The organism is Paractinoplanes rhizophilus, assembly GCF_042664765.1.
Lineage (GTDB): Bacteria > Actinomycetota > Actinomycetes > Mycobacteriales > Micromonosporaceae > Actinoplanes > Actinoplanes rhizophilus.
Window position 1 is genome coordinate 211,943 of sequence record NZ_JBHTBJ010000003.1, and the last position, 20,640, is coordinate 232,582.

Annotated in this window: 18 protein-coding genes; 12 read left to right on the forward strand and 6 right to left on the reverse strand. The window is 71.5% G+C overall.

Translation table 11 applies throughout. The annotated features are described in order from the left end of the window. Window positions 1-69 precede the first annotated feature (69 nt). From guaB to ACFQS1_RS06890, 3 genes are read left to right on the forward strand one after another with little or no spacing between them, the layout of a single operon-like run. Window positions 70-1,557: an IMP dehydrogenase gene (gene guaB / locus ACFQS1_RS06880; RefSeq protein WP_378965272.1), complete on the forward strand. Its 1,488-nt coding sequence runs from the start codon at window positions 70-72 to the stop codon at window positions 1,555-1,557. Window positions 1,558-1,573: 16 nt separating this feature from the next. Beyond that, complete coding sequence (locus ACFQS1_RS06885; protein ID WP_378965273.1) at window positions 1,574-2,692, forward strand: GuaB3 family IMP dehydrogenase-related protein; 1,119 nt, start codon at window positions 1,574-1,576, stop codon at window positions 2,690-2,692. Between the two features lie 21 nt (window positions 2,693-2,713). Then, window positions 2,714-4,105 carry a M1 family metallopeptidase gene (locus ACFQS1_RS06890; RefSeq protein ID WP_378965274.1) on the forward strand — a complete coding sequence of 464 codons (1,392 nt, stop codon included), beginning with the start codon at window positions 2,714-2,716 and terminating at the stop codon, window positions 4,103-4,105. Here the strand turns inward: ACFQS1_RS06890 and ACFQS1_RS06895 are convergent. Next, window positions 4,095-5,201 (reverse strand): LCP family protein, encoded by a 1,107-nt coding sequence (locus ACFQS1_RS06895; RefSeq protein ID WP_378965276.1) that lies wholly within the window; start codon window positions 5,199-5,201, stop codon window positions 4,095-4,097. The genes ACFQS1_RS06890 and ACFQS1_RS06895 overlap by 11 nt on opposite strands. Window positions 5,202-5,355: 154 nt before the next feature. Between ACFQS1_RS06895 and ACFQS1_RS06900 the strand changes: the two genes are divergently transcribed. Next, on the forward strand, window positions 5,356-6,720 hold the full coding sequence (locus tag ACFQS1_RS06900) for a S8 family serine peptidase (protein ID WP_378965277.1): 1,365 nt from the start codon (window positions 5,356-5,358) through the stop codon (window positions 6,718-6,720). Between the two features lie 10 nt (window positions 6,721-6,730). After that, window positions 6,731-8,278, forward strand: a complete 1,548-nt coding sequence (gene guaA, locus ACFQS1_RS06905; RefSeq protein WP_378965279.1) for a glutamine-hydrolyzing GMP synthase — start codon at window positions 6,731-6,733, stop codon at window positions 8,276-8,278. Between the two features lie 9 nt (window positions 8,279-8,287). On the opposite strand, the gene ACFQS1_RS06910 is transcribed toward guaA, so the two are convergent. Next, complete coding sequence (locus ACFQS1_RS06910; RefSeq protein WP_378965280.1) at window positions 8,288-8,527, reverse strand: PspC domain-containing protein; 240 nt, start codon at window positions 8,525-8,527, stop codon at window positions 8,288-8,290. Between the two features lie 205 nt (window positions 8,528-8,732). Between ACFQS1_RS06910 and ACFQS1_RS06915 the strand changes: the two genes are divergently transcribed. The 3 genes from ACFQS1_RS06915 (at window position 8,733) to ACFQS1_RS06925 (ending at window position 11,750) form a co-directional block, all read left to right on the forward strand. After that, the gene (locus ACFQS1_RS06915) at window positions 8,733-9,683 is read left to right on the forward strand and encodes an NUDIX hydrolase (protein ID WP_378965281.1); all 951 of its coding nucleotides are present in this window, start codon (window positions 8,733-8,735) and stop codon (window positions 9,681-9,683) included. A gap of 4 nt (window positions 9,684-9,687) precedes the next feature. After that, a complete protein-coding gene (locus tag ACFQS1_RS06920) occupies window positions 9,688-10,581 on the forward strand; it encodes an NUDIX hydrolase (RefSeq protein WP_378965282.1) in 894 nt (297 codons plus the stop codon). 278 nt (window positions 10,582-10,859) lie between these two features. Continuing rightward, window positions 10,860-11,750 carry a CDP-alcohol phosphatidyltransferase family protein gene (locus ACFQS1_RS06925; protein ID WP_378965283.1) on the forward strand — a complete coding sequence of 297 codons (891 nt, stop codon included), beginning with the start codon at window positions 10,860-10,862 and terminating at the stop codon, window positions 11,748-11,750. A gap of 81 nt (window positions 11,751-11,831) precedes the next feature. Here ACFQS1_RS06925 and ACFQS1_RS06930 read toward each other — a convergent pair whose 3' ends face one another. Next, complete coding sequence (locus ACFQS1_RS06930) at window positions 11,832-12,578, reverse strand: SDR family NAD(P)-dependent oxidoreductase (protein WP_378965284.1); 747 nt, start codon at window positions 12,576-12,578, stop codon at window positions 11,832-11,834. 86 nt (window positions 12,579-12,664) lie between these two features. Here ACFQS1_RS06930 and ACFQS1_RS06935 point away from each other — a divergent pair, with 86 nt between their 5' ends. Beyond that, window positions 12,665-13,507: a helix-turn-helix transcriptional regulator gene (locus ACFQS1_RS06935; protein WP_378965286.1), complete on the forward strand. Its 843-nt coding sequence runs from the start codon at window positions 12,665-12,667 to the stop codon at window positions 13,505-13,507. A 21-nt stretch (window positions 13,508-13,528) separates the two neighbouring features. Here the strand turns inward: ACFQS1_RS06935 and ACFQS1_RS06940 are convergent, their stop codons facing one another. The 3 genes from ACFQS1_RS06940 to ACFQS1_RS06950 are packed head-to-tail and all read right to left on the reverse strand — an operon-like array spanning window position 13,529 to window position 16,655. Beyond that, complete coding sequence (locus tag ACFQS1_RS06940) at window positions 13,529-14,773, reverse strand: phosphatidylserine decarboxylase (protein ID WP_378965287.1); 1,245 nt, start codon at window positions 14,771-14,773, stop codon at window positions 13,529-13,531. Between the two features lie 38 nt (window positions 14,774-14,811). After that, the gene (locus ACFQS1_RS06945) at window positions 14,812-15,255 is read right to left on the reverse strand and encodes a phage holin family protein (RefSeq protein WP_378965288.1); all 444 of its coding nucleotides are present in this window, start codon (window positions 15,253-15,255) and stop codon (window positions 14,812-14,814) included. Then, window positions 15,252-16,655 (reverse strand): PspC domain-containing protein, encoded by a 1,404-nt coding sequence (locus ACFQS1_RS06950; RefSeq protein ID WP_378965289.1) that lies wholly within the window; start codon window positions 16,653-16,655, stop codon window positions 15,252-15,254. Before ACFQS1_RS06950 ends, ACFQS1_RS06945 begins: the two co-directional genes overlap by 4 nt. A gap of 153 nt (window positions 16,656-16,808) precedes the next feature. On the opposite strand from ACFQS1_RS06950, the gene ACFQS1_RS06955 reads away from it, so the two are divergent. The 3 genes from ACFQS1_RS06955 to ACFQS1_RS06965 all read left to right on the forward strand — a co-directional run bounded on the left by ACFQS1_RS06955 (window position 16,809) and on the right by ACFQS1_RS06965 (window position 20,548). Then, window positions 16,809-18,071: a PspC domain-containing protein gene (locus ACFQS1_RS06955; protein ID WP_378965426.1), complete on the forward strand. Its 1,263-nt coding sequence runs from the start codon at window positions 16,809-16,811 to the stop codon at window positions 18,069-18,071. Then, window positions 18,068-18,724: a response regulator gene (locus ACFQS1_RS06960; protein ID WP_378965290.1), complete on the forward strand. Its 657-nt coding sequence runs from the start codon at window positions 18,068-18,070 to the stop codon at window positions 18,722-18,724. Before ACFQS1_RS06955 ends, ACFQS1_RS06960 begins: the two co-directional genes overlap by 4 nt. Window positions 18,725-18,907: 183 nt before the next feature. After that, window positions 18,908-20,548 carry a peptide ABC transporter substrate-binding protein gene (locus ACFQS1_RS06965; protein ID WP_378965291.1) on the forward strand — a complete coding sequence of 547 codons (1,641 nt, stop codon included), beginning with the start codon at window positions 18,908-18,910 and terminating at the stop codon, window positions 20,546-20,548. Window positions 20,549-20,640 lie beyond the last annotated feature (92 nt).

Consider the following 20,640-nt stretch of genomic DNA (forward strand, 5'->3'; position numbering starts at 1 on the left):
GTCGCGCGGGGGCGTACGGGGTGGATGGGTACGATGAACCATCCGTCTTCCGGCAGTTAGGGATGCTCCGTGGAAAGCGACTCGGCCCGTACGGTTCCACTCGGTCTGACCTTCGATGACGTGCTGCTCCAACCGGTCGAATCGGACATCGTGCCGAGCCGGGTCAACACCAACACCCGCCTCACCCGCACCATCGGGCTGACCATCCCGGTGCTGTCCGCCGCGATGGACACGGTGACCGAGGCGCGCATGGCGATCGCCATGGCCCGCGAGGGCGGCATCGGCGTGCTGCACCGCAATCTCTCGGCCGAGGACCAGGCGGCCCAGGTCGATCTCGTGAAGCGCTCCGAGTCCGGCATGATCACCAACCCGGTCACCTGCAGCCCCGACGACACGCTGCGCGAGGTCGACGCGCTGTGCGCGAGGTACCGCATCTCCGGTGTGCCGGTCGTGGACGGCGACGGCATCCTGGTCGGCATCGTGACCAACCGCGACATGCGCTTCGTCACCGACCACGGCGTCAAGGTGCGCGAGGTGATGACCAGGTCGCCGCTGTTCACCGCGCCGGTCGGGGTCAGCAAGGACGACGCGCAGGCGCTGCTGCAGCGGCACAAGGTGGAAAAGCTCCCGCTGGTCGACGAGGGCGGCCGGTTGCGCGGCCTGATCACGGTGAAGGACTTCACCAAGTCCGAGCAGTATCCGCTGGCCACCAAGGACGACCAGGGCCGGCTGCGGGTCGCGGCCGCGATCGGCGTCGGCGACGAGTCGTACAAGCGGGCCCGCGGCCTGATCGAGGCCGGCGTCGACGCGATCATCGTGGACACCTCACACGGTCACCAGCGCCAGGTGCTCGACATGATCGCCCGGCTCAAGCGGGACACCGCCACCGACATCATCGGCGGCAACGTGGCCACCTTCGCCGGCGCCCAGGCGATGGTCGCGGCCGGCGCCGACGCGGTGAAGGTCGGCGTGGGGCCGGGCGCCATCTGCACCACCCGCATCGTGGCCGGCGTCGGCGTACCGCAGATCACCGCGGTGATGGAGGCGGCCCGCGCCTGCCGCCCGGCCGGCGTCCCGGTGATCGCCGACGGCGGCATCCAGTATTCCGGCGACATCGCCAAGGCGATCGTGGCCGGCGCCGAGACCGTGATGCTCGGCGGGCTGCTGGCCGGCTCCGAGGAGAGCCCCGGCGACCTGATCTTCGTGAACGGCAAGCAGTACAAGTCGTACCGGGGGATGGGCTCGCTCGGCGCGATGCAGACCCGGGGCCAGGCCAAGTCGTACTCGAAGGACCGCTACTTCCAGCAGGACGTGCCCGAGGAAAAGCTCGTGCCGGAGGGCGTCGAGGGCCAGGTGCCCTACCGCGGCCCGCTGTCCCGGGTGGTCGCGCAGCTCGTCGGCGGCCTGCGGCTGGCGATGGGCTACTCGGGCGCCGAGACCATCCCCGACTTGCAGGAGCGGGGGCAGCTCATCAGGATTACCGCCGCCGGTCTCAAGGAGAGCCACCCGCACGACATCCAGATGACCGTCGAAGCTCCGAACTATCACTCCCGCTGATTAGAGGACTGCAGAGATGCGTGACGTCGTGGAGATCGGTCTCGGCAAGACCGCGCAGCGCGGTTACCACCTGGACGACATCGCCATCGTCCCGAGCCGGCGCACCCGCGACGTGGACGACGTGTCCACCGAGTGGCGCGTCGACGCGTACCCCTTCAAGATCCCCTGTGTCGCGCACCCGTCCGACGCCACCATGAGCCCGGAATCGGCGATCGCCCTGGGCCGCCTCGGCGGCCTGGGCGTGCTCAACGCCGAGGGCCTGTGGACGCGATATGAAGACCCCACCAAGATCCTGGAGGAGCTGGCGTCGCTCGGCGAGGACGCCGACGCCACCAAGCGCCTCCAGGAGGTGTACGCCGAGCCGATCAAGCCGGAGCTGATCGCCGAGCGGGTCCGGGCGATCCGCGAGGGCGGCGTCACCGTCGCGGTGCGGGTGTCGCCGCAGCACACCCTCGCGCTCGCCCCGGTGGTGCTGGACGCCGGCGTCGATCTGCTGGTCATCCAGGGCACGCTGGTCAGCGCCGAGCACGTCTCGACGACCGACGAGCCGCTCAACCTCAAGGAGTTCATCGCCGACCTCGACCTGCCGGTCATCGTCGGCGGCTGCACCGACTACAAGACGGCGCTGCACCTGATGCGCACCGGCGCGGCCGGCGTGATCGTGGGCGTGGGCGCCGACGAGTGGTCGACCACCGACACGGTCCTGGGCATCCGGGTGCCGATGGCCACCGCGATCGCCGACGCCGCGGCCGCCCGCCGCGACTACCTGGACGAGACCGGCGGCCGTTACGTTCACCTGATCGCCGACGGTGGAATCAGCACATCGGGTGACATCGCGAAGGCGATCGGCTGCGGCGCCGACGCGGTGATGCTCGGCGAGCCGCTGTCGCTGGCCCAGGGCGCGCCGGCCGGGGGCGCCTGGTGGCACTCCTCGGCGAGCCACCCGTCGCTGCCGCGCGGCGGCTTCTGCATCGCCGGCGAGCCGGACGGCACGCTGGAGGAGCTGCTGTACGGCCCGGCCGACCGGCCCGACGGCCAGCTGAACCTGTTCGGTGGGCTCAAACGGGCGATGGCCAAGTGCGGGTACCGCGACGTCAAGGAGTTCCAGAAGGTGGCGTTGGTCCTCGACCGGTAGACGGTGGCTACTCTCGGTCGCATGAGGCGTGCGGGATGTCTGGTTGCTGTGCTTTTGCTGGGCGCGTGCTCGGCGGGCCATCCGGCACCCGCCGCCGCGCCCGCTTACCGGCCGGGCGCCGCCGGAGCCGGTGATCCGTACTTCCCCACCTACGGCAACGGCGGCTACGACGTCTCCGGGTATGACTTAAATGTCCGGTACGACCCGGCCGCCAGCAAGCTCACCGGCACCGCGCGGATCACCGCCACGGCGACCCAGGACTTGTCCCAATTCAATTTGGACCTCGTGCATCTCGCCGCCACCAAGGTCGCCGTGGACGGGGCGGTGGCAACCTCGAGAGCCGACGGCAACGAGTTGGTCATCGCTCCGAAGTCGGGGCTGCGCCGGGGCAAGGCCTTCACCGTCGTCGTGGACTACGGCGGCACTCCGGGCCAGCTGTCGAACAAGACCCTCGGCGACGGCGGCTGGCTGAGCGCCGGGGCCAAGGGTGCGCTGGCCCTGGGCCAGCCCGAGTCGGCGAGCACCTGGTTCCCGGTCAACGACCACCCCTCCGACAAGGCCACCTTCAGCCTGGCGATCACCGTCCCGGACGGGCTGACCGCGCTCAGCATCGGCGTGCCCGGCCCGCGCACCAGCGCCGCCGGCTGGACGACCTGGCGCTGGACCGAGAGCTCGCCGCTGGCCAGCTATCTCTCCACTGTGGTCATCGGCAAGTACCGCGTCACCACGACCACCCACGACGGCAAGCCGATGGTGACCGCGGTGCCCGCGTCGCTGCCCGCGGACGGGCCGGCCGCGACGTCGATGGCCCGCACCGGCGAGATCGCCGACTTCCTGGCCACCAAGTTCGGGCCGTACCCGTTCGACTCGTACGGCGGGATCGTCATCGACGACACCCGGATCCGCTACGCGCTGGAAACCCAGTCGCGGCCCACGTACGGCCAGGGCTTCTTCGACGGCGGGCCCAACCCGACGGTCGTCGCGCACGAGCTGGCCCACCAGTGGTTCGGCGACAGCGTCGCGCTCGAGCGCTGGCAGGACATCTGGCTCAACGAGGGCTTCGCCACCTACGCCGAGTGGCTGTGGCAGGAGCACGAGGGCACCGAGTCGGTCAAGCAGAGCTTCGAGCGGACGTACGCCGGCTTCGACTGGTCCCAGACGCCGGGCAACCCCGGCGTCGCGCACCTGTTCGGCGGCGCCGTCTACGACCGCGGCGGGATGACCGTGTACGCGCTGCGCCGGAAGATCGGCGACCAAGCCTTCGACAAGCTGCTCACCACCTGGACCAGCGCGCACCGCGACGGCAACGTGAACACCGGCGACCTGATCTCGCTGGCCGAGAAGATCTCCGGCCAGGACCTCGGCGCGTTCTTCCAGGCCTGGCTGTACGGCCAGAAGGCGCCTACTTATTGATCAGCTTGGGGTGCTTGGCCAGGTAGGGCGCGATCTGCCGCTTCGCGACCGCCTGGAGGAAGCCCTTGCTCTCGGCGGTGAGCTGCTCGCCGCGGTAGGCGCCGCCGCTGCCGACCCCGCTGCCCGGAAGCTGCACCAGCGTGATCGCGCCCGGGCTCAGGTCGCGCAGCGCGTACGCGTACTCCAGCGGCGTCCGCCCGCCGACGTAGACCAGCGTCTCACCGAGGGCCGTGATCACCGACTGCAGTTTGCCGGGGTCCTCGGCCAGGCCCTGGCTGAGCGCCTTGTCGAGGATGGCTCGCACGAGCTGCCGCTGGTGGCGGGTGCGGTCGTAGTCGCCGTCGGGCAGGCCGTACCGCTGCCGGGCGTAGTCGATCGCCTGCCAGCCCACGAAGTGCCGCTTGCCGGGCCGGTAGACGGCCTGCGCCCCGAGGTAGTCGCCGCCACCCGGCTTGAGCGGCCGCAGCGACCCGTCCGGCTTGCGGTGGTGCGACTTCACCTTCTGGTCCACGACCATGTCGATGCCGCCCAGCTCGTCGACGAGCTTGTCGAGCCCGCCGAAGTTGAGGATCGCTCCGGCCTGGAACTGCTTGATCCCGGTGTAGTTGGTGAGCGTCCGGGTGAGCAGCTCGTAGCCCTGCTGCACGCTGTGCTTCTTGGATCCCGGCACCCGCGATCCCCGGCCCATGGCCTCGGTCAGCTTGTACGTCCCGCCGCCGAACCCGGCCTTGGCGAACGCCGGCATCTTGACCCGCAGGTCGCGCGGCAGCGAGTAGAGGTACGCCTTCTTCAGTCCCGGCTCGACGTGCAGCAGCATGATCGTGTCGGAATGCGGCTCCCAGCCCGGCACGCTCACCCGGGTGTCGACGCCCAGCAGCACGAGGTCGAGCGGCCCGGTGATGTCGGCCCCGGGGCTCTCCGCGGGCGACGGCGTGGGAGTCGGCGAAGCCGCGGGCGGTGGCTCGGACGACGGCGGAGCCGCCTGGGGCTCGGTCCGCGCCGGCTTGGTGGCGACGGCCAGGGCAATCCCGCCACCGCCCAGGAGGACGACCACGACGGCCCCGACGATCCACCACAACAGCTTCCGGTTTTGCACAGCGGAACAGTAGAGGACCCATCCCCATCGCTCAATGGCGTCATGAGCGGCAACCCGGTTGCTACCGCGCGGAACCGAAAAGATCTGACCGCGAACCGAACGTGGAGGAGCCGGCCACCGTGGCCGGCTCCTTTCATGTCACGGGGGCGGGTCGATGCGCGTACTTCTGGGTCTTCTGCTCGCTCTCGGCGGGACCCCGGTCGCGCACGCCGACGCGATCCGCCCCGACGACCCCGGTTACGCCGGCCAGTGGGGCATCGTCCGCACCCACGTCAACGAGGCCTGGTCGGCCGTCCGCGGCAACGCCCGGGTCACCATCGCGATCGTCGACACCGGCGTCACCCGCCTGCCCGACCTGGCCCCGCGCATGCTGACCGGCCACGACTTCGTCAACGACGACGACAACCCGGCCGACGACAACGGCCACGGCACGATGGCGGCCGGGGTGGCCGCCGCCTCCGGCTACAACAAGACCGGTGTGGCCGGCGTCTGCTGGTACTGCCGGATCCTCCCGGTCAAGGTCCTCGACGCGAAGGGCAACGGCGGCTACGACACGATCGCCAAGGGCATCCGCTACGCCGCCGACCAGGGCGCCACCGTCATCAGCCTCTCCCTGGGCGGCGCCGACGACAGCAAGCTGCTGCGCGACGCGGTCACGTATGCCGACGCGAAGGGCTCGCTCGTGGTGGCGGCGGCCGGCAACCAGGGCTCCGCGCAGCCGCACTACCCGGCGGCGATCCCGTCGGTGCTCGCGGTCGGCGGGGTGGACGAGCACGACCGCCGCTACTCCTGGTCCAACTACGGCGCCAGCTGGGTGAACGTCACCGCTCCCGGCTGCAACGCCGCCCAGCAGCCCAACGGCAAGATCGGGCAGTACTGCGGCACCTCCTCGGCCACCCCGTTCGTCGCCGGTGTCGCGGGGCTGCTCGCCTCGACCGATCCCCGGCCCTCGGCCGCGGCGATCCGCAAGGCGCTGACCGGCGGTCGCGTCGACGCCCTGCGCTCGCTGGCGGCGCTGCCCTACGCCGGCGACAAGACCAAGCCGATCGTCGCCTTCGGCGCCACACCCACGCGAGCCAGGGGAGTGGTCACGGTCACCGCGGCGGCCGCGGACCAGCACGGCGTTCAGCGAGTTCAGCTGTACGCGGGCGGCAAGCTCATCGCCACCGACACGTCGGCCCCGTACTCGTTCCGCTGGAACTCCGCTCCCACCACCGCCAACGTCCCCCTCGACCTGCGCGCCTACGACCGCGCCGGCAACGTGGCGCTGGTCCGCCGCTACGTCCGCACCGACAACACGCCACCGGCGATCAAGGTCTATCCCCGCGCCACGTCGGTGACGGCCCGCGCCACCGACGCCTCCGGCATCGCCCGCCTCGAGCTGGTCGTCAACGGCAAGGTCGTCTCCCGGTACGCGGGTTACCTGCGCTGGTTCGGCATTCCGAAGAAGGCCAGGACCGTGGTGGTCCGCGCCTACGACCGGGCGGGCAACGTCCGGGCGGTCACCGTCCGTCGGTAGCATTTCCGGGGTGAGTACCCCGCGTCCCGTGCTCGTCGTCGACTTCGGCGCCCAGTACGCCCAGTTGATCGCCCGCCGCGTCCGCGAGGCGCGCGTCTATTCCGAGATCGTGCCGCACTCGATGCCGGTCGCCGAGATGCTCGCCAAGGACCCCGCCGCCATCATCCTGTCCGGCGGTCCGTCCAGCGTGTACGAGACCGGCGCGCCCACCCTCGACGCCGCCCTGTTCGACAACGAGGTGCCGGTCTTCGGCATCTGCTACGGCTTCCAGGCGATGGCCCAGGCGCTGGGCGGCACGGTGGCGCACACCGGCGCCCGCGAGTACGGGCGTACCCACCTCACCGCCCAGGGCGGCACCCTGCTGCGCGACCTGCCGGCCGGCCTCCCGGTCTGGATGAGTCACGGCGACAGCGTCGCGGTGGCCCCCGAGGGCTTCACGGTCGTCGCCTCCTCGCCGGGCGCCCCGGTCGCGGCGTTCGAAGACCTCACCGCCCGGCGCGCCGGCGTGCAGTTCCACCCCGAGGTGGCGCACACCGAGCAGGGGCAGGAGATGCTCAAGCGCTTCCTGTACGACATCGCCGGCCTCGAGCCCACCTGGACCCCGAGCAACATCATCGACGACCAGGTGGCCGCCATCCGCGCCCAGGTCGGCGACAAGCAGGTCATCTGCGGCCTCTCCGGCGGCGTCGACTCGGCGGTCGCGGCGGCCCTCGTGCACAAGGCCGTCGGCGACCAGCTGACCTGCGTCTTCGTCGACCACGGCCTGCTGCGCGCGGGCGAGGCCGAGCAGGTGGAAAAGGACTACGTCGCCGCCACCGGCATCCGGCTCAAGGTCGTGGACGCGGCCGACGTGTTCCTCGGCCACCTGGCCGGCGTGACCGACCCCGAGCAGAAGCGCAAGATCATCGGCCGGGAGTTCATCCGTACGTTCGAGGCGGCGGCCCGTGAGCTCGACGCCGAGCGGCACATCGAGTTCCTGGTGCAGGGCACGCTCTACCCCGACGTGGTCGAGTCGGGCGGCGGCACCGGCACGGCCAACATCAAGTCGCACCACAACGTCGGTGGCCTGCCCGACGACCTCCGGTTCGCGCTGGTCGAGCCGCTGCGCACGCTGTTCAAGGACGAGGTGCGCGCCCTCGGCCGCGAGCTGGGCCTGCCCGACGAGATGGTCGACCGCCATCCGTTCCCCGGCCCGGGCCTGGCGATCCGCATCATCGGCGCGGTCGACCGCGACCGGCTCGACGTCCTGCGCGCGGCCGACCTGATCGCCCGCGAGGAGCTGGCGGCGTCCGGCCTCGACCGCGAGGTGTGGCAGTTCCCGGTGGCGCTGCTGGCCGACGTCCGCAGCGTGGGCGTGCAGGGCGACGGCCGCACCTACGGTCACCCGGTGGTGCTGCGCCCGGTCTCCAGCGAGGACGCGATGACCGCCGACTGGTCCCGCCTGCCGTACGAGCTGATCGCCCGCATCTCGACCCGGATCACCAACGAGGTCCGCGAGGTCAACCGGGTCGTCCTCGACGTCACGAGCAAGCCGCCGGGCACCATCGAGTGGGAGTAGGCGGGGCGCTCACGGGGTGGTCGGCGGCCGCCAGCCGGGCGCGGCCGGCGCCGGCGCCTCGGGGATGAGGAACCAGCAGACCGGGTAGGCGATCAGGGCCACGCCCCAGGTCACCACGGCGAAGATGGCGAACGCGACCCGGATCAGCACCGGGTCGACGCCGAAGTAGCGGCCGATGCCGCTGCAGACGCCGGCCACGATGCGGTCGTCCTGGGGGCGGAGGAGCTGGCGGTAGGGTGCGTCAGTCATGCCACCATGCTGGACGCTCGACCGGCCCGGCGACCTCGGTGACAGCCCCGAGAACGACCCTGAAATCCCGGCCACTCCTCGTAGTGGACCAACAGCCAAAAGTAGGCGTCAACGCCGTAACCTGCGGTTACGCACCGCCATCCCTCTGTCAGGAATCTGACAGACGTTTTCTGTAGGTAACAGATTCCGGGCAGAATTGCCGCCCGTGACCCCCGCACTGGAACCACTCCGGCGAATCGCCGCGTACGCCGTCGCCACCGACGACGGCGGTCGTGTGCTGCTCGTCCGAGCCTCGAGCCGCTCCGGCACCCCCGGCGTCTGGTCGCTCCCCGGCGGCGCAGTCGACCATGGCGAAGATCCCAACCACACCGTCGTCCGCGAGACCGCGGCCGAGACCGGCCTGTCCGTCGCCGTCACCGGGCTGCGCGACGTGCTCGCCGACATGCGGTCGCTGCCGCACCGCGGCGTCACGATCCACACCGACCGCCTGATCTACGCGGTGTCGATCCGCGGCGGCACGCTGATCGACCGGGTCGGCCACCCCACCGACCTGGCCCGCTGGCACACCCGCGACGAGCTGGCCCGGCTCAAGCTCCGGCAGTTCACCGCCGACGCGCTGGGCCTGGGCGCGGCCAGCGCCGACCTGCGGCCCGAGCCGGCGCCGGAGTTCCCGTCGTTCTACGCCTATCCCGGCCCCGACGGCCTGCACCGGGCGCAGCGCTTCGCGGCGTACGCGATCGCCACCGACGCCCAGCAGACCCGCCTGTTGCTGACCCGGATCGCTCCCGGCTATCCCGGGGCGGGCCGCTGGCACCTGCCCGGCGGTGGCACCGACTACGGCGAGCAGCCCGGCACCGCGCTGATCCGCGAGCTGGTCGAGGAGACCGGCCAGCAGGGCCGGCTGATCGAGTTGCTGGGCGTGGCCAGCCATCGCGACGCGGCCTCGCTGGGCCCCGAGGGCTACCCGATCGACTGGCACGGCGTCCGCGCCTTCTATCGGGTGATCGTCGACGCGCCGACCGAGGTGACCATCCACGACGTCGGCGGCTCGACCTCCGAGGCGCGCTGGATGCCGCTCACGGAGGTCACCGCGATGGACGACGACCAGTTCACCGAGGTGACCGCCGAGGCGCTGAAAAAGGCCCGGCTAGCCTAGCCGGGTGAAGATCAGACGGGTCGGGGCCTACGGCGTCTGTCGCGACGAGGCCGGCCGGGTGCTGCTCGCCCGGAACTCCGCGGCCAGCGAGTTCCCTGGCATGTGGACGCTGCCCGGCGGCGGCGTCGAGCAGGGCGAGCACCCCGACGAGGCGGTCGTGCGCGAGTTCGCCGAGGAGACCGGCCTCCGGGTGCGCCCGGGCGCGCTGCGCGCCGTGACGGCCGATGTCTTCCGCCTGCCGAGCGGCAACCTCGAGCACACCGACCGGATCATCTACGACGTGACGATCGTCGGCGGCACCCTGCGCGCCGAGGCGGACGGCACGACCGACCTGGTCGACTGGGTCACCCCGGCCGGCCTGCCGCTGATGCCGTTCACCGCCGCTCAGCTCGGCCTTCCGGCCGACTTCCCGGACATCGCGGACAACCCCGAGGAGATCTTCCGGCCGCGGCGGGTGCAGCGCTTCGGGGCGTACGCGGCCGCCACCGGCCCGGACGGCCGGATCCTGCTCACCCGGATCTCCGCCGGCTACCCCGGCGCCGGCCTCTGGCATCTGCCCGGCGGTGGCACCGATCACGGCGAGACTCCGGAACAGGCGCTGGCCCGCGAGTTGTTCGAAGAGACGTCGCAACACGGCCGGGTGACCGGCCTGCTGGGCATTTCGCACCGATACGACCCCACCGCCGTTGGGCCGGAGGGGGTCCCCATCGACTGGCACGTCATCCGGGTCCTGTTCAGGGTTCGGGTGGACCTGCCGACAGAACCCGTAGTGACCGAGGCGGCCGGCGGCTCCACCGCCGAGGCGTCCTGGTTCACCAGATCCGAGGTCGACGCCCTGACGCTCACCGAGCTGGCCCGCGAGGCTGTGGACCGGATCGATGCGGAACGCGCGAGTTAAAATCGTCACAGGGAGAGGGAAAATGCACCCGATCCCGCCCGCGCGCTCGTAGTTCGGGGTGCCGGTCGATCTCTCGCCAAGATCGCTCGGCTGTGCAATGGTGTAACCCCCGCATTTCCGGTGACGGAGCGTGCGGCGGGTTAGGGGGCCACGACCCACCGCAAGAGTTGCCGGTGGGCATACCGATCCCATGGAGGAGACACGTGCCGAGAACCCCTTGGCGCCGGCGTCGAACGACGGATAGTCCCCGTCCCGCCGGTCGCCGTTGGGCAGGCCGTTTGCGCCGCGGCGGCACCCTTGCCCGCCAGGCACTGCTGGTGCGGGTGGCCCGCCGGTCCGCCGACGCGGGCCGCGCCGCCACCGCCACCCGGGCCGAGGTCATCTACACCGGCCCCGACCCCGTCGCGGCCCCCGCGCTTCTCGCGCTCCCCGCTGCGCCCGACCCGGTTCTCGTGGAGCCCGGCGAGCCGGTCGCCACGACCGTCCCGCTGCTTCCCGGCGCCCAGACCGCGTCCCGCCGGCTGCGGTTCGCGCTGGTCAACGCGTGCACCCTGGCCAGCCTGAGCCTGGGCCTGCTGGCCATCTTCCTGGCCATGCAGGGCGACGTCCGGCCGGCCGCGGCCTGCCTGGTCGCCTGCGTCGCGTTCGACGGCATCGACGGCGCCCTGGCGCGCAAGCTGGGCGTCGCGAGCCCGTTCGGCGCCCAGATGGACTCGCTGGCCGACATGTGCTCCTTCGGCCTGGCCGCCCCGGTCGTCGTCTACGCCTCGCTGGCGCACACCGTGCCCACCGCCGCGGCGGCGGTGGCCTGCGTCCTGGTGGCCGGTTGCGCCGCCATCCGCCTGGCCCGCTTCAACGTCTCGCCGAAGGACGGAAAGTTCTTCTGCGGGGTTCCTACCACGATGGCCGCGGCGGTGCTGGCCGTGACGGTGCTGATCGGCCTGCCCGTGCCCGGCACCGTCCTGCTGGGCGGCGTCGCGGTCCTGGCCTTCGCCATGGTCTCCAGCTTCCCGTACGCCAAGGTGGCCCGCCTGCTCAAGCTCCCGCCGTGGATCTGGCTGGTCCCGGTGGTGGGCGCCCTGGTCGACCCGCGGCTCACGTTCGCCGTCGTGGTGATGGCGTACCTGCTGAGCGGCCCGGTCATGTGGGCCCGCGCCCGGCGCGCCTAGCGCGCCCAGCACTCGAAAGGAAGGGCCGTCCGGCATCGGGCGGCCCTTCCTGCCGTTCCCGGCATTGCTCATCCCGCTGGTTCAGGCCCGGGCCCCGCCGTCGACCCGCAGCACCACCCCGGTGACGAACGAAGCCCGCTCGCTGAGCAGCCACGCCGCCGCCTCCGCGATCTCCTCGGGCGATGCCTGCCGGCCGAGCGGCGTCTGCGCCACCATCCGCTCCACCAGCCCCGGCGACCACTGTTCCCAGGCGGCGATCATCTCGGTCCGGGTGTTTCCCGGGGCGATCGCGTTGACCCGGACCCCGTCCGGCCCGAAGTTGATCGCCGCCGACTCGGTCAGGCTGTTCACCGCCCGTTTCATGGCGCCGTACGCGGGCAGCCGCGGGTTGCCCGTCAGGCTGCCCACGCTCGAGTTGTTGACGATCGACCGCACCCCGGCCGCCCGCTGCGCGACCATCGCCACCCACACCCCGCGCAGGTTCACCTCGTAGAGCCGGTCGAACTCGTCCGCCGTGACCTCGTCGACGGGCCGGGGCGGGGTGATCGTCGCGCCGTTGTTGAAGGCCACGTCGAGCCGCCCGTACACCGCGACGGCCCGGTCGACGGCGGCCCGCACGCTCGGCGGATCGGCCAGGTCGCACACCACGTACTCGGCGGTGCCCCCAGCCGACCGGATCTCCTCGGTGACCGCCTTGAGCTGGTCCTCCGTCCGCGCCGCCAGCAGCACCTTCGCCCCCTCCCGGGCGAAGAGCCGAGCCGCGGCGGCGCCGATGCCTCGGCCCGCCCCGCTGACGAACGCGACCTTGTTCTCGAGCAGAAGTGTCATGCGGCCAGCCTCCGGCGGACCCGGCGGGCGCATCCAGGCATCGTCGATACCTGGGTGGCCGGGCCGGCGCGGAGGACACTGGACGGGTGGATCGACAGGAGCTGGCGCTTTTCCTCCGCAGCCGCCGCGAGCGCATCACCCCCGCCGACGTGGGTCTGCCCGCCGGCCGGCGGCGCCGCACGCCCGGCCTGCGCCGGGAGGAGATCGCCCAGCTGGCCCACATGTCGACCGAGTACTACACCCGGCTCGAGCAGGCGCGCGCGCCGCGCCCGTCGGCCGAGATCCTGACCGGGCTGGCCCGGGCGTTGCGCCTCTCCGACGCCGAGCGCGCCCACCTGCATCAGCTGGCCGGCGCCCCGCCCGCGCCGTCCCCGGGTCCGTCCCGCGAGGTGCGGCCGAGCATCCTCGAGCTGATCAAACGCCTGCCCGACGCGGCGGCCACGGTGATCTCCGCGAGCTTCGAGGTGATCGCGTGGAACGACCTGGCGGCGGCCCTCATGGAGGACTTCTCCGCGGTGCCCCGGCGTGATCGCAACCTGGTCCGGCGCGTGTTTCTCGGCCCGCACCTGTACGGCGTCTCGGACGCCGACGCGTTCGCGCGCAACGCCACCCAGCGCCTGCGCGCCGTCTCGGCCCGCTACCCCCGCGATCCCGGGATCGCCGAGCTGATCCGCGACCTGCACGCCGGGAGCGAGCGGTTCCGCACGCTGTGGGCCTCCCACGACGTCGAGGCCGAGCCGACCCTGCGCAAGACGTTCGCCCATCCGGTCGTCGGCCCGGTGACCGTCAACTGCGACGTCCTGGACATCGCCGACCGCGACCAGCGCCTGATCATCTACACGCCGGTCCCCGGCTCCTCGTCGGCGGAGGCGATGCGGCTGCTCTCGGTGATCGGCACCCAGCGCATGGTCAGCGCCGGCGAGCGATGACCGAGGCGCCGCCGCGCGTGGTCAATGCCAGCGAGCGATGACCGAGGCGCCGCCGACCACCTTCTCGTTGACCGCGACCAGCGGCTCCGCCCGGTCCGCGGGCAGGTAGACGTCGGTGCGGGAGCCGAACCGGATCAGGCCCATCCGCTCGCCGCGGGCCACCAGCGTGCCGATCGGCACCCGCTGCACGATCCGCCGGGCGATCAGGCCGGTCCGCTGCGCGACGACCACCGTGCCGTGCTCGGTGTCGAGCACCGTGTACGCCGCCACGTTGTGCTCGGCGGCGGCGGTCATCGCGTTCGCGTACCCGCCGTCCTCGACGAAGTAGTCGGCCACCCGGCCCGCCACCGGCACGCGGTTGACGTGCACGTCCAGCACCGACAGGAACACCGCGATCCGCAGGAACTCGCCCTCGCCGAACCGGGGGTCGGTCATCCGCTCGACCGACAGCACCCGGCCATCGGCGGACGCGACGATCGCCGCCGGGTCGGTGGGCGCCTCGCGCTCCGGGTCGCGGAAGAACGCCGCCACCGGGGCCGCCGCCAGCGCCGGGATCAGCCACAGCTTTGACTTGGGGCGCGCGGAGCGCGCCAGCGCCGCCAGCCCGAGCGCGATGCCGGCGGCCGCCACCCCGTTGGAGTCGATGTGCATCGTCCGGGTGACCGGCACGCTCGACGGCCGGTACGCCGGGGCCAGCGTCGCCGCGACCCGGGGGTCGGCGGCGGTGAACCGCAGCTTGTGCACCCGCAGCGGCGGCGAGTTGCGCACCACCAGGTCGGACCCCACCCCGAACAGCGCGCCCTGCCGGAACAGCTCGGCCGCGGCTCCGCCGGTGCGCCCCGGGACCGCGGGTGTCGCCAGCGTGACCACGGCCCCCTCGTTCAGGTATTTCCCGAGGGCGTCGAGCAGCGCCCGCACCTCGTGGGCGGTGCCGGTTACCGGCTCGCCGACGATCACCACGTCGGCGGGCGTGGCCTCGTCGAGGGTGTCCACCACCTTGACCCGGTCGGCGATCCAGCTGCCCAGCCCGGCGATGTGATCGCGGAGCAGCTCGGCGGTGCTGCGCTCGCCGGCGACCAGGGTGAGCTGGTCGCCCGGCAGCAGCGCCTCGACCGCGGACGCCACCACGAGCGACGCGTGATCGGCGCCGACGACCAGGGCCGAGGTGGCCGCGTTGTGCCGGGCGAACTCGGCGGTCAGGGCGCGGGCGGCGGTGCTGCCGATGCCGACGATGGGTGCCTGGGACACGGTGGGGAACGGCGTCATGAGGCCGAGCATATTGCCCGGCCTCATGATCGTTACCGTCAGTCCTGGTGAGCCCGGTCCTTGCCGGCCTCCGGATGCTGCTCCTCAACGGCCTCCTGGCCGGCTTCGACGTGCTTCTCCCCGCCGGCCTCGCGGGGCTGCTCCTTGCCGGCTTCGGGGTGCTCCTTGCGGAAGCGCTCGGCGGGCTCCTCGAGGAGCTCCCGCACGATCGAGGCGTGCACTTCGGGCGGCAGGTCGCCGGGGACCTCGGGCTCGGTGACGGCCGGCTGCGCGACCGGCGCCGGCTGCGGGGCCGGGGTGCGGCCGGAGCGGATCGCCCCGAGCAGCCCGAGCACGCCGAACACGATCAGACCGCCGGCCACCAGCCAGCCGATGGCCGGTAGGTGGATGTTGACCACCCGGGAGAGTGCCCACCAGAGCGCGACCAGCAGGAAGATGAGCCCGAAGCTCAGGGAGACCCCGTCGGTGCGGTGCGGCTTCATCGGATGACCTCCACGTTGCCGGTGTCCATCTGCAGGTCGAGCTTGAGCGAGCCGCCGCCTTCGCCGTCGGTGCCCAGGTCGGTCGCCGACTCGTTGCTGACGCTCTTGTCGGTGTACTCCTTGCCGAAGATCACTGCCCGGCCGGTGTCGAGCGACAGCGTGGCGGTGGCGTCGACGGTCGGCGGGAGCAGGACCCGCAGCTGGCCGAACTTCATGGTCAGGGTGGTCACGGTCGGCTGGTCGGTGAAGGTGACGTCGCGCAGGTCGAGGGTCGCGTTGCCGGCGGTGAAGTCGTACCGGTCGGCGATCTCGGTGACGGTGCGCGGGTGGTAGACGCTGTTGCCGACCTCGCCGCCCCAGCGCTCGACGCCGGTCGAGACGGCCAGCGCGATCGAGACCAGGACGGCCAGCGCGATCAGCCCGCGGGCCCGGCCGAACCAGGCGCCGACGATCAGGCCGAGCGCGATCGTGACCAGGGCGGCCGCGAAGTAAGCCGAGATCGCGATGCGCGCGCCCGCCATGTCGATCACGGCCATCAGGCCGATCACCATGACCACCGCGAAGAACGTGAGACGGCCCAGCTTGGAGCGCTCGCGCGGCGGCTTCGGCGGCTTGGGCGCGCGCGGGGGCGGCTGCGGCGGCTGGTAAGCCGGCGGGGTGCTGGCCCACGGGCCGTGCGGCGCGAACGGCGGGCGGTACCCGGAGGCCGGTGGCGCGTACGGCGGCATCGGGGGCGTGGGTGGCTGCGGCGCCAGCGGCGGCAGCGGCGCGGTCACCGGCTCCGCGGCCGGTGCGGCAGCGGCCGGCGCGGCAAACGCGGTCGTCGGCGGCTCGAACGGGGCCGTCGGCGCGTCGAACGCGGTCGTCGCCGGTGGGGCATCCGCAGGCGGAGCCGGGGGAAATGTCGCATCTGGCGGGGGCGGAGGGGTGGCCGGTCCGTTGTCGCCGTTGTTGCGCTTGATCAGCAGGACCGCGCCCACGATGACGGCCGCGGCGAGCAGGCTGGCCCGCATGCCGTCGTGGACGATGAACCCGAACGAGACCACCGCGGCCGCGCCGAGCAGCACCACCGACAGCGGCGCCATCCCCGAGCGCCCCTTGCCCAGCAGCGACTCGATCGGCGACGCGGTGTCGCCCTCGGCCGGGATGATCAGCCACCCGATCAGGTAGAGCAGGACGCCGACGCCGCTGAGAACGCCCAGCACGGCGACGAGCACCCGCCACAGCACCGGGTCGGTGTTGGTGGCCCGGGCCAGCGCCGCGCAGACGCCGGCGACGTATCGGCCCTGCCGCGGGCGTACCAGATGCTCTCGGGTGAATGAAGGGCCGGTGAACGTGGGGCCCGACGAAGGCGGTGCGCCGGGCGAGGAGGAAGCAGTGGTGTCGGCTTCGTCGGTCATGCCATCGATCCTGTCCCGGATGCGGCCTGAGATGCTTCCGGCGCCGACCCTGAGGCCACCCTGAGATCCGGGCCGCCGGATACCGGGGGACATTCCCCGTGGTCGGAGGCGGCCGGACGTGTGACGATCGGATGACAGGACCGAGGAGGAGTCATCACCACCGCCGTCACCCCACCCACCCGCCGGCTGTACCGGCCCCGCGACCACCGGATCATCGCCGGGGTCGCCGCCGGCCTGGCGGAGCATCTGGGTGTTCCGCTGCTGGCGGTCCGCATCGCTCTCGTCGTGCTCCTCGGGTTCAGTGGCCTGGGCCTTCTGCTCTACGCGGCCTTCTGGGCGGTCCTGCCGCAACAGGTTCCCACCGGTGAGCCGCCGCCGCGACGTGATCTCGCCATGCTGCTGCCGTTCGCGGCGATCGGCCTGGGCGTCGTGCTGCTGCAGGCCCTGGTCTTCAAAAATAGTGTGGCCGGCACGGTCGGCTGGCTGATCGCGGTGGTCGCGGTCGGCGCCGGCATCATCTGGCACCAGTCCGACCCGACCCGCCGCGGCCACTGGGTGGGCAACAACCTGCCGCAGACGCCCTGGCTGGCCGCCGTGGTGGCGGAGAGCGACCGGCGCTTCTTCCTGTTCCGCTTCGTGGGCGGCGGGGTCCTGGTCGCCACCGGCATCATCGGCGTCGTCGCCGTGTACGCCCCGGCCGGCTCCCTCTCCTCGGTGATCAACGGCGTGATCTTCGCGCTGGTCGGCCTGCTCGGCGTCGGCGTGGTCGCCGCGCCGCTGCTCTGGCGCATGTTCAACCAGCTGCGCGCCGAGCGCGAGGGCCGCATCCGCGAGCAGGAGCGGGCCGAGGTCGCCGCGATGATCCACGACCAGGTGCTGCACACGCTGGCGCTGATCCAGCGCAACTCGGCCGACATCAAAGAGGTGCAGCGGCTGGCCCGCGGCCAGGAGCGCAGCCTGCGCAACTGGCTCTACAAACCCACCGCCTCGCCGACCGAGCGCTTCGCGGCCGCCCTCGAGCAGGCCGCCGCCGAGGTCGAGGACACGTACGCGATCAGCGTCGAGACCGTCGTGGTCGGCGACACCGAATGCGACGACCGGGTGGCCGCGCTGGTCGCGGCGGCCCGCGAGGCCCTGGTCAACGCCGCCCGGCACGCCGGCGTGCAGACCGTGTCGCTCTACGCCGAGGTCGAGGGCGATGAGCTGAGCGTCTTCGTCCGCGATCGCGGGGCGGGGTTCGACATCGACGGCGTGGGGGATTCGCGCCACGGCGTCCGAGGGTCGATCATCGGGCGGATGAACCGACACGGCGGGCGCGCCGAGATCCGCAGCGCGCCCGGCGAGGGCACCGAGGTCCGCCTCATGCTGCCCGTCACCCGAGAGAGCATGACGGCTGGGAAGGAGTCGGCACGATGACCGATCAAGAGGGTGGCCGTCTCAAGGTTTTCCTGGTCGACGACCACGCGATGTTCCGGGCCGGGGTGCGCGCCGAGCTGGGCGCGCACGTCGACGTGATCGGCGAGGCGAGCACGGTGGCCGAGGCGGTCAGCAAGATCGCCGCCAGCGAGCCGGACGTGGTGCTGCTCGACGTGCACATGCCGGACGGCGGTGGCCGCGCCGTGCTCGACGCGATGCGCCGCAGCCACCCGCACGTGCGCTTCCTGGCCCTGTCGGTCTCCGATGCCGCCGAGGACGTGATCGGCCTGATCCGGGCCGGCGCCCGGGGCTACGTCACCAAGACCATCTCGCCCGACGAGCTGGCCGCCGCGATCAAGCGGGTGGCCGACGGCGACGCGGTGTTCAGCCCGCGGCTGGCCGGCTTCGTGCTCGACGCGTTCGCCTCCCGGCCCGACGTGCCGGTCGCCGACCCCGAGCTCGACCAGCTCACCAACCGCGAGCGCGAGGTGCTGCGGCTGCTCGCGCGCGGGTACGCGTACAAGGAGATCGCCAAGGAGCTGTACATCTCGATCAAGACGGTCGAGACCCACGTCTCCAACGTCCTGCGCAAGCTCCAGATGAGCAACCGTTACGAATTGTCACGATGGGCGGCCGATCGCCGCCTGGTCTGACGCTCCGTCGCAGGGCGTGTACGGAAGGGAATAATCGCAGCTCAGGCCGCCGTCCGAGGGTGTCAAAAGTGGCTGTGGCTAGTATCGGCTTGGTAACGGGCCTCCGGGCTTCCGTTTCGCTGTGTCACAGTTGCTGCCGACTCACACGACCCCCGTGAGCGCCCTGAAGGAGGCATCCTCCACATGCGTGGGAATGGCCCATGGAAGGTGGCGGCCGGAGCGGCCGCCATCGCCTTGTTGGCGGCCGGCTGCTCCAGCGGCTCCTCGGACGACGACGCGACCCTGTCGAACTCGATCAGTATCGGTATCGTCGAGCCGGAGAGCCTGATTCCGACCAACACGACGGAAAACAACGGCTCGCAGGTGCTGTCGTCGCTGTTCTACCCGCTCGTCCGCTTCGACGAGAAGAGCGAGCCGTACCTGGTGGCGGCCGAGTCGATCACCCACGACAAGGCCAACAAGGTCTGGACGGTCAAGCTGCGCCCCGGCTTCACCTTCAGCAACGGTGAGCCGGTGACGGCCGACAACTACATCAACGCCTGGAACTACGGCGCGTACGGGCCGAACGGCCAGCTCGCCTCGTACTTCTTCAGCCGCATCGACGGCTACGCGCAGATGCAGTCGGTCGACCCGGACGGCAGCGGGCCGGAGAAGGCCGCCGAGCCGAAGGCGAAGAAGCTCACCGGCCTGCAGAAGGTCAACAACACCACCTTCAAGGTGACGCTGTCGGCCGGCTTCGCGGGCTGGGAGTCCGTGATGGGCTACGACGCGTTCTACCCGCTGCCCAAGGCCGCGTTCACGCCCGACGGCAACGCGATCGCCGAGGGCTTCGGCGAGGCGCCCATCGGCAACGGGCCCTTCAAGATGAAGGGCAAGTGGCAGCACGACTCGCAGATCCAGGTCGAGAAGGTCGCCGACTTCAAGGGCACGGTTCCCAAGGTCGACGGCATCACCTGGAAGATCTACCAGGACCTCGGCGCGCAGTACGCCGACCTGATCGCGGGCAACCTCGACGTCGAGACGAGGATTCCGATCGAGAGCCTCGCCGCCGCCTCCGGCGACCTCGGCGACCGCCTGCAGAAGAGCCCGAGCTCGGCCTTCGCGTTCGTGGGCTTCCCGATCTACGAGAAGGAGTTCCAGAACCGCGACGTCCGCCGGGCGATCTCGATGGCAATCGACCGCCAGGAGATGGCCGAGCAGATCTTCCTGGGCTCCGAGACCGCGGCGTTCTCCTTCGTCTCCCCGGTGGTCGCCGGTTACCGGCCGAACACCTGCAAGGAGAACTGCGAGTACAACCCGACCAAGGCCAAGCAGCTCTACACGCAGGCCGGCGGCCCGTCCGACATCAAGATCTCGTACAACCAGGACGGCGGCCACAAGGCCTGGGTCGACGCCATGTGCAACCAGATCAAGTCGTCGCTGAGCGTCAACTGCACGGGCACGCCGGAGCCGAAGTTCGCCGACATGCTCAAGAAGGTCGAGAAGAAGCAGCCGGTCGGCCTGATCCGGCTGAGTTGGCTGATGGACTACCCGCTGATGGAGAACTACCTCGGCCCGCTGTTCACCACCGACGGCTCCTCGAACTACTACGGGTACAGCAACCCGGCGTTCGACAGCCTGGTCCGCGAGGGCTCGGAGGCGACGACCACGGCCGCGGCCGAGAAGAAGTGGCAGGCGGCCGAGGACATCCTCGCGCAGGACATGCCGGTTCTTCCGCTGCGGTACGGCCAGAACGTGTTCGGCCACTCCGAGAAGGTCACCAGCGTGTCGATGGACCTTTTCCAGAAGGTCGACATCTACAAGATCGAAGTAGCCGAACTGTGAGGCGGGCGGCGACCTGCCCGATCTCCACCGTCGCGAATAGTCCTCATTTCTGACCGCTCGGTCAGTGGTGGCGTCACGGTCGATCTGAAACC

Excerpts from the sequence above, each read along its gene's own strand:
- ACFQS1_RS06960 (WP_378965290.1), top strand. The coding sequence starts at position 18,068 with ATGACCGATCAAGAGGGTGGCCGTCTCAAGGTTTTCCTGGTCGACGAC.
- ACFQS1_RS06900 (WP_378965277.1), top strand. The coding sequence starts at position 5,356 with ATGCGCGTACTTCTGGGTCTTCTGCTCGCTCTCGGCGGGACCCCGGTC.
- ACFQS1_RS06965 (WP_378965291.1), top strand. The coding sequence starts at position 18,908 with ATGCGTGGGAATGGCCCATGGAAGGTGGCGGCCGGAGCGGCCGCCATC.
- ACFQS1_RS06950 (WP_378965289.1), bottom strand. The coding sequence starts at position 16,655 with ATGACCGACGAAGCCGACACCACTGCTTCCTCCTCGCCCGGCGCACCG.
- ACFQS1_RS06945 (WP_378965288.1), bottom strand. The coding sequence starts at position 15,255 with ATGAAGCCGCACCGCACCGACGGGGTCTCCCTGAGCTTCGGGCTCATC.
- ACFQS1_RS06930 (WP_378965284.1), bottom strand. The coding sequence starts at position 12,578 with ATGACACTTCTGCTCGAGAACAAGGTCGCGTTCGTCAGCGGGGCGGGC.
- ACFQS1_RS06890 (WP_378965274.1), top strand. The coding sequence starts at position 2,714 with ATGAGGCGTGCGGGATGTCTGGTTGCTGTGCTTTTGCTGGGCGCGTGC.
- ACFQS1_RS06910 (WP_378965280.1), bottom strand. The coding sequence starts at position 8,527 with ATGACTGACGCACCCTACCGCCAGCTCCTCCGCCCCCAGGACGACCGC.
- ACFQS1_RS06885 (WP_378965273.1), top strand. The coding sequence starts at position 1,574 with ATGCGTGACGTCGTGGAGATCGGTCTCGGCAAGACCGCGCAGCGCGGT.
- ACFQS1_RS06940 (WP_378965287.1), bottom strand. The coding sequence starts at position 14,773 with ATGACGCCGTTCCCCACCGTGTCCCAGGCACCCATCGTCGGCATCGGC.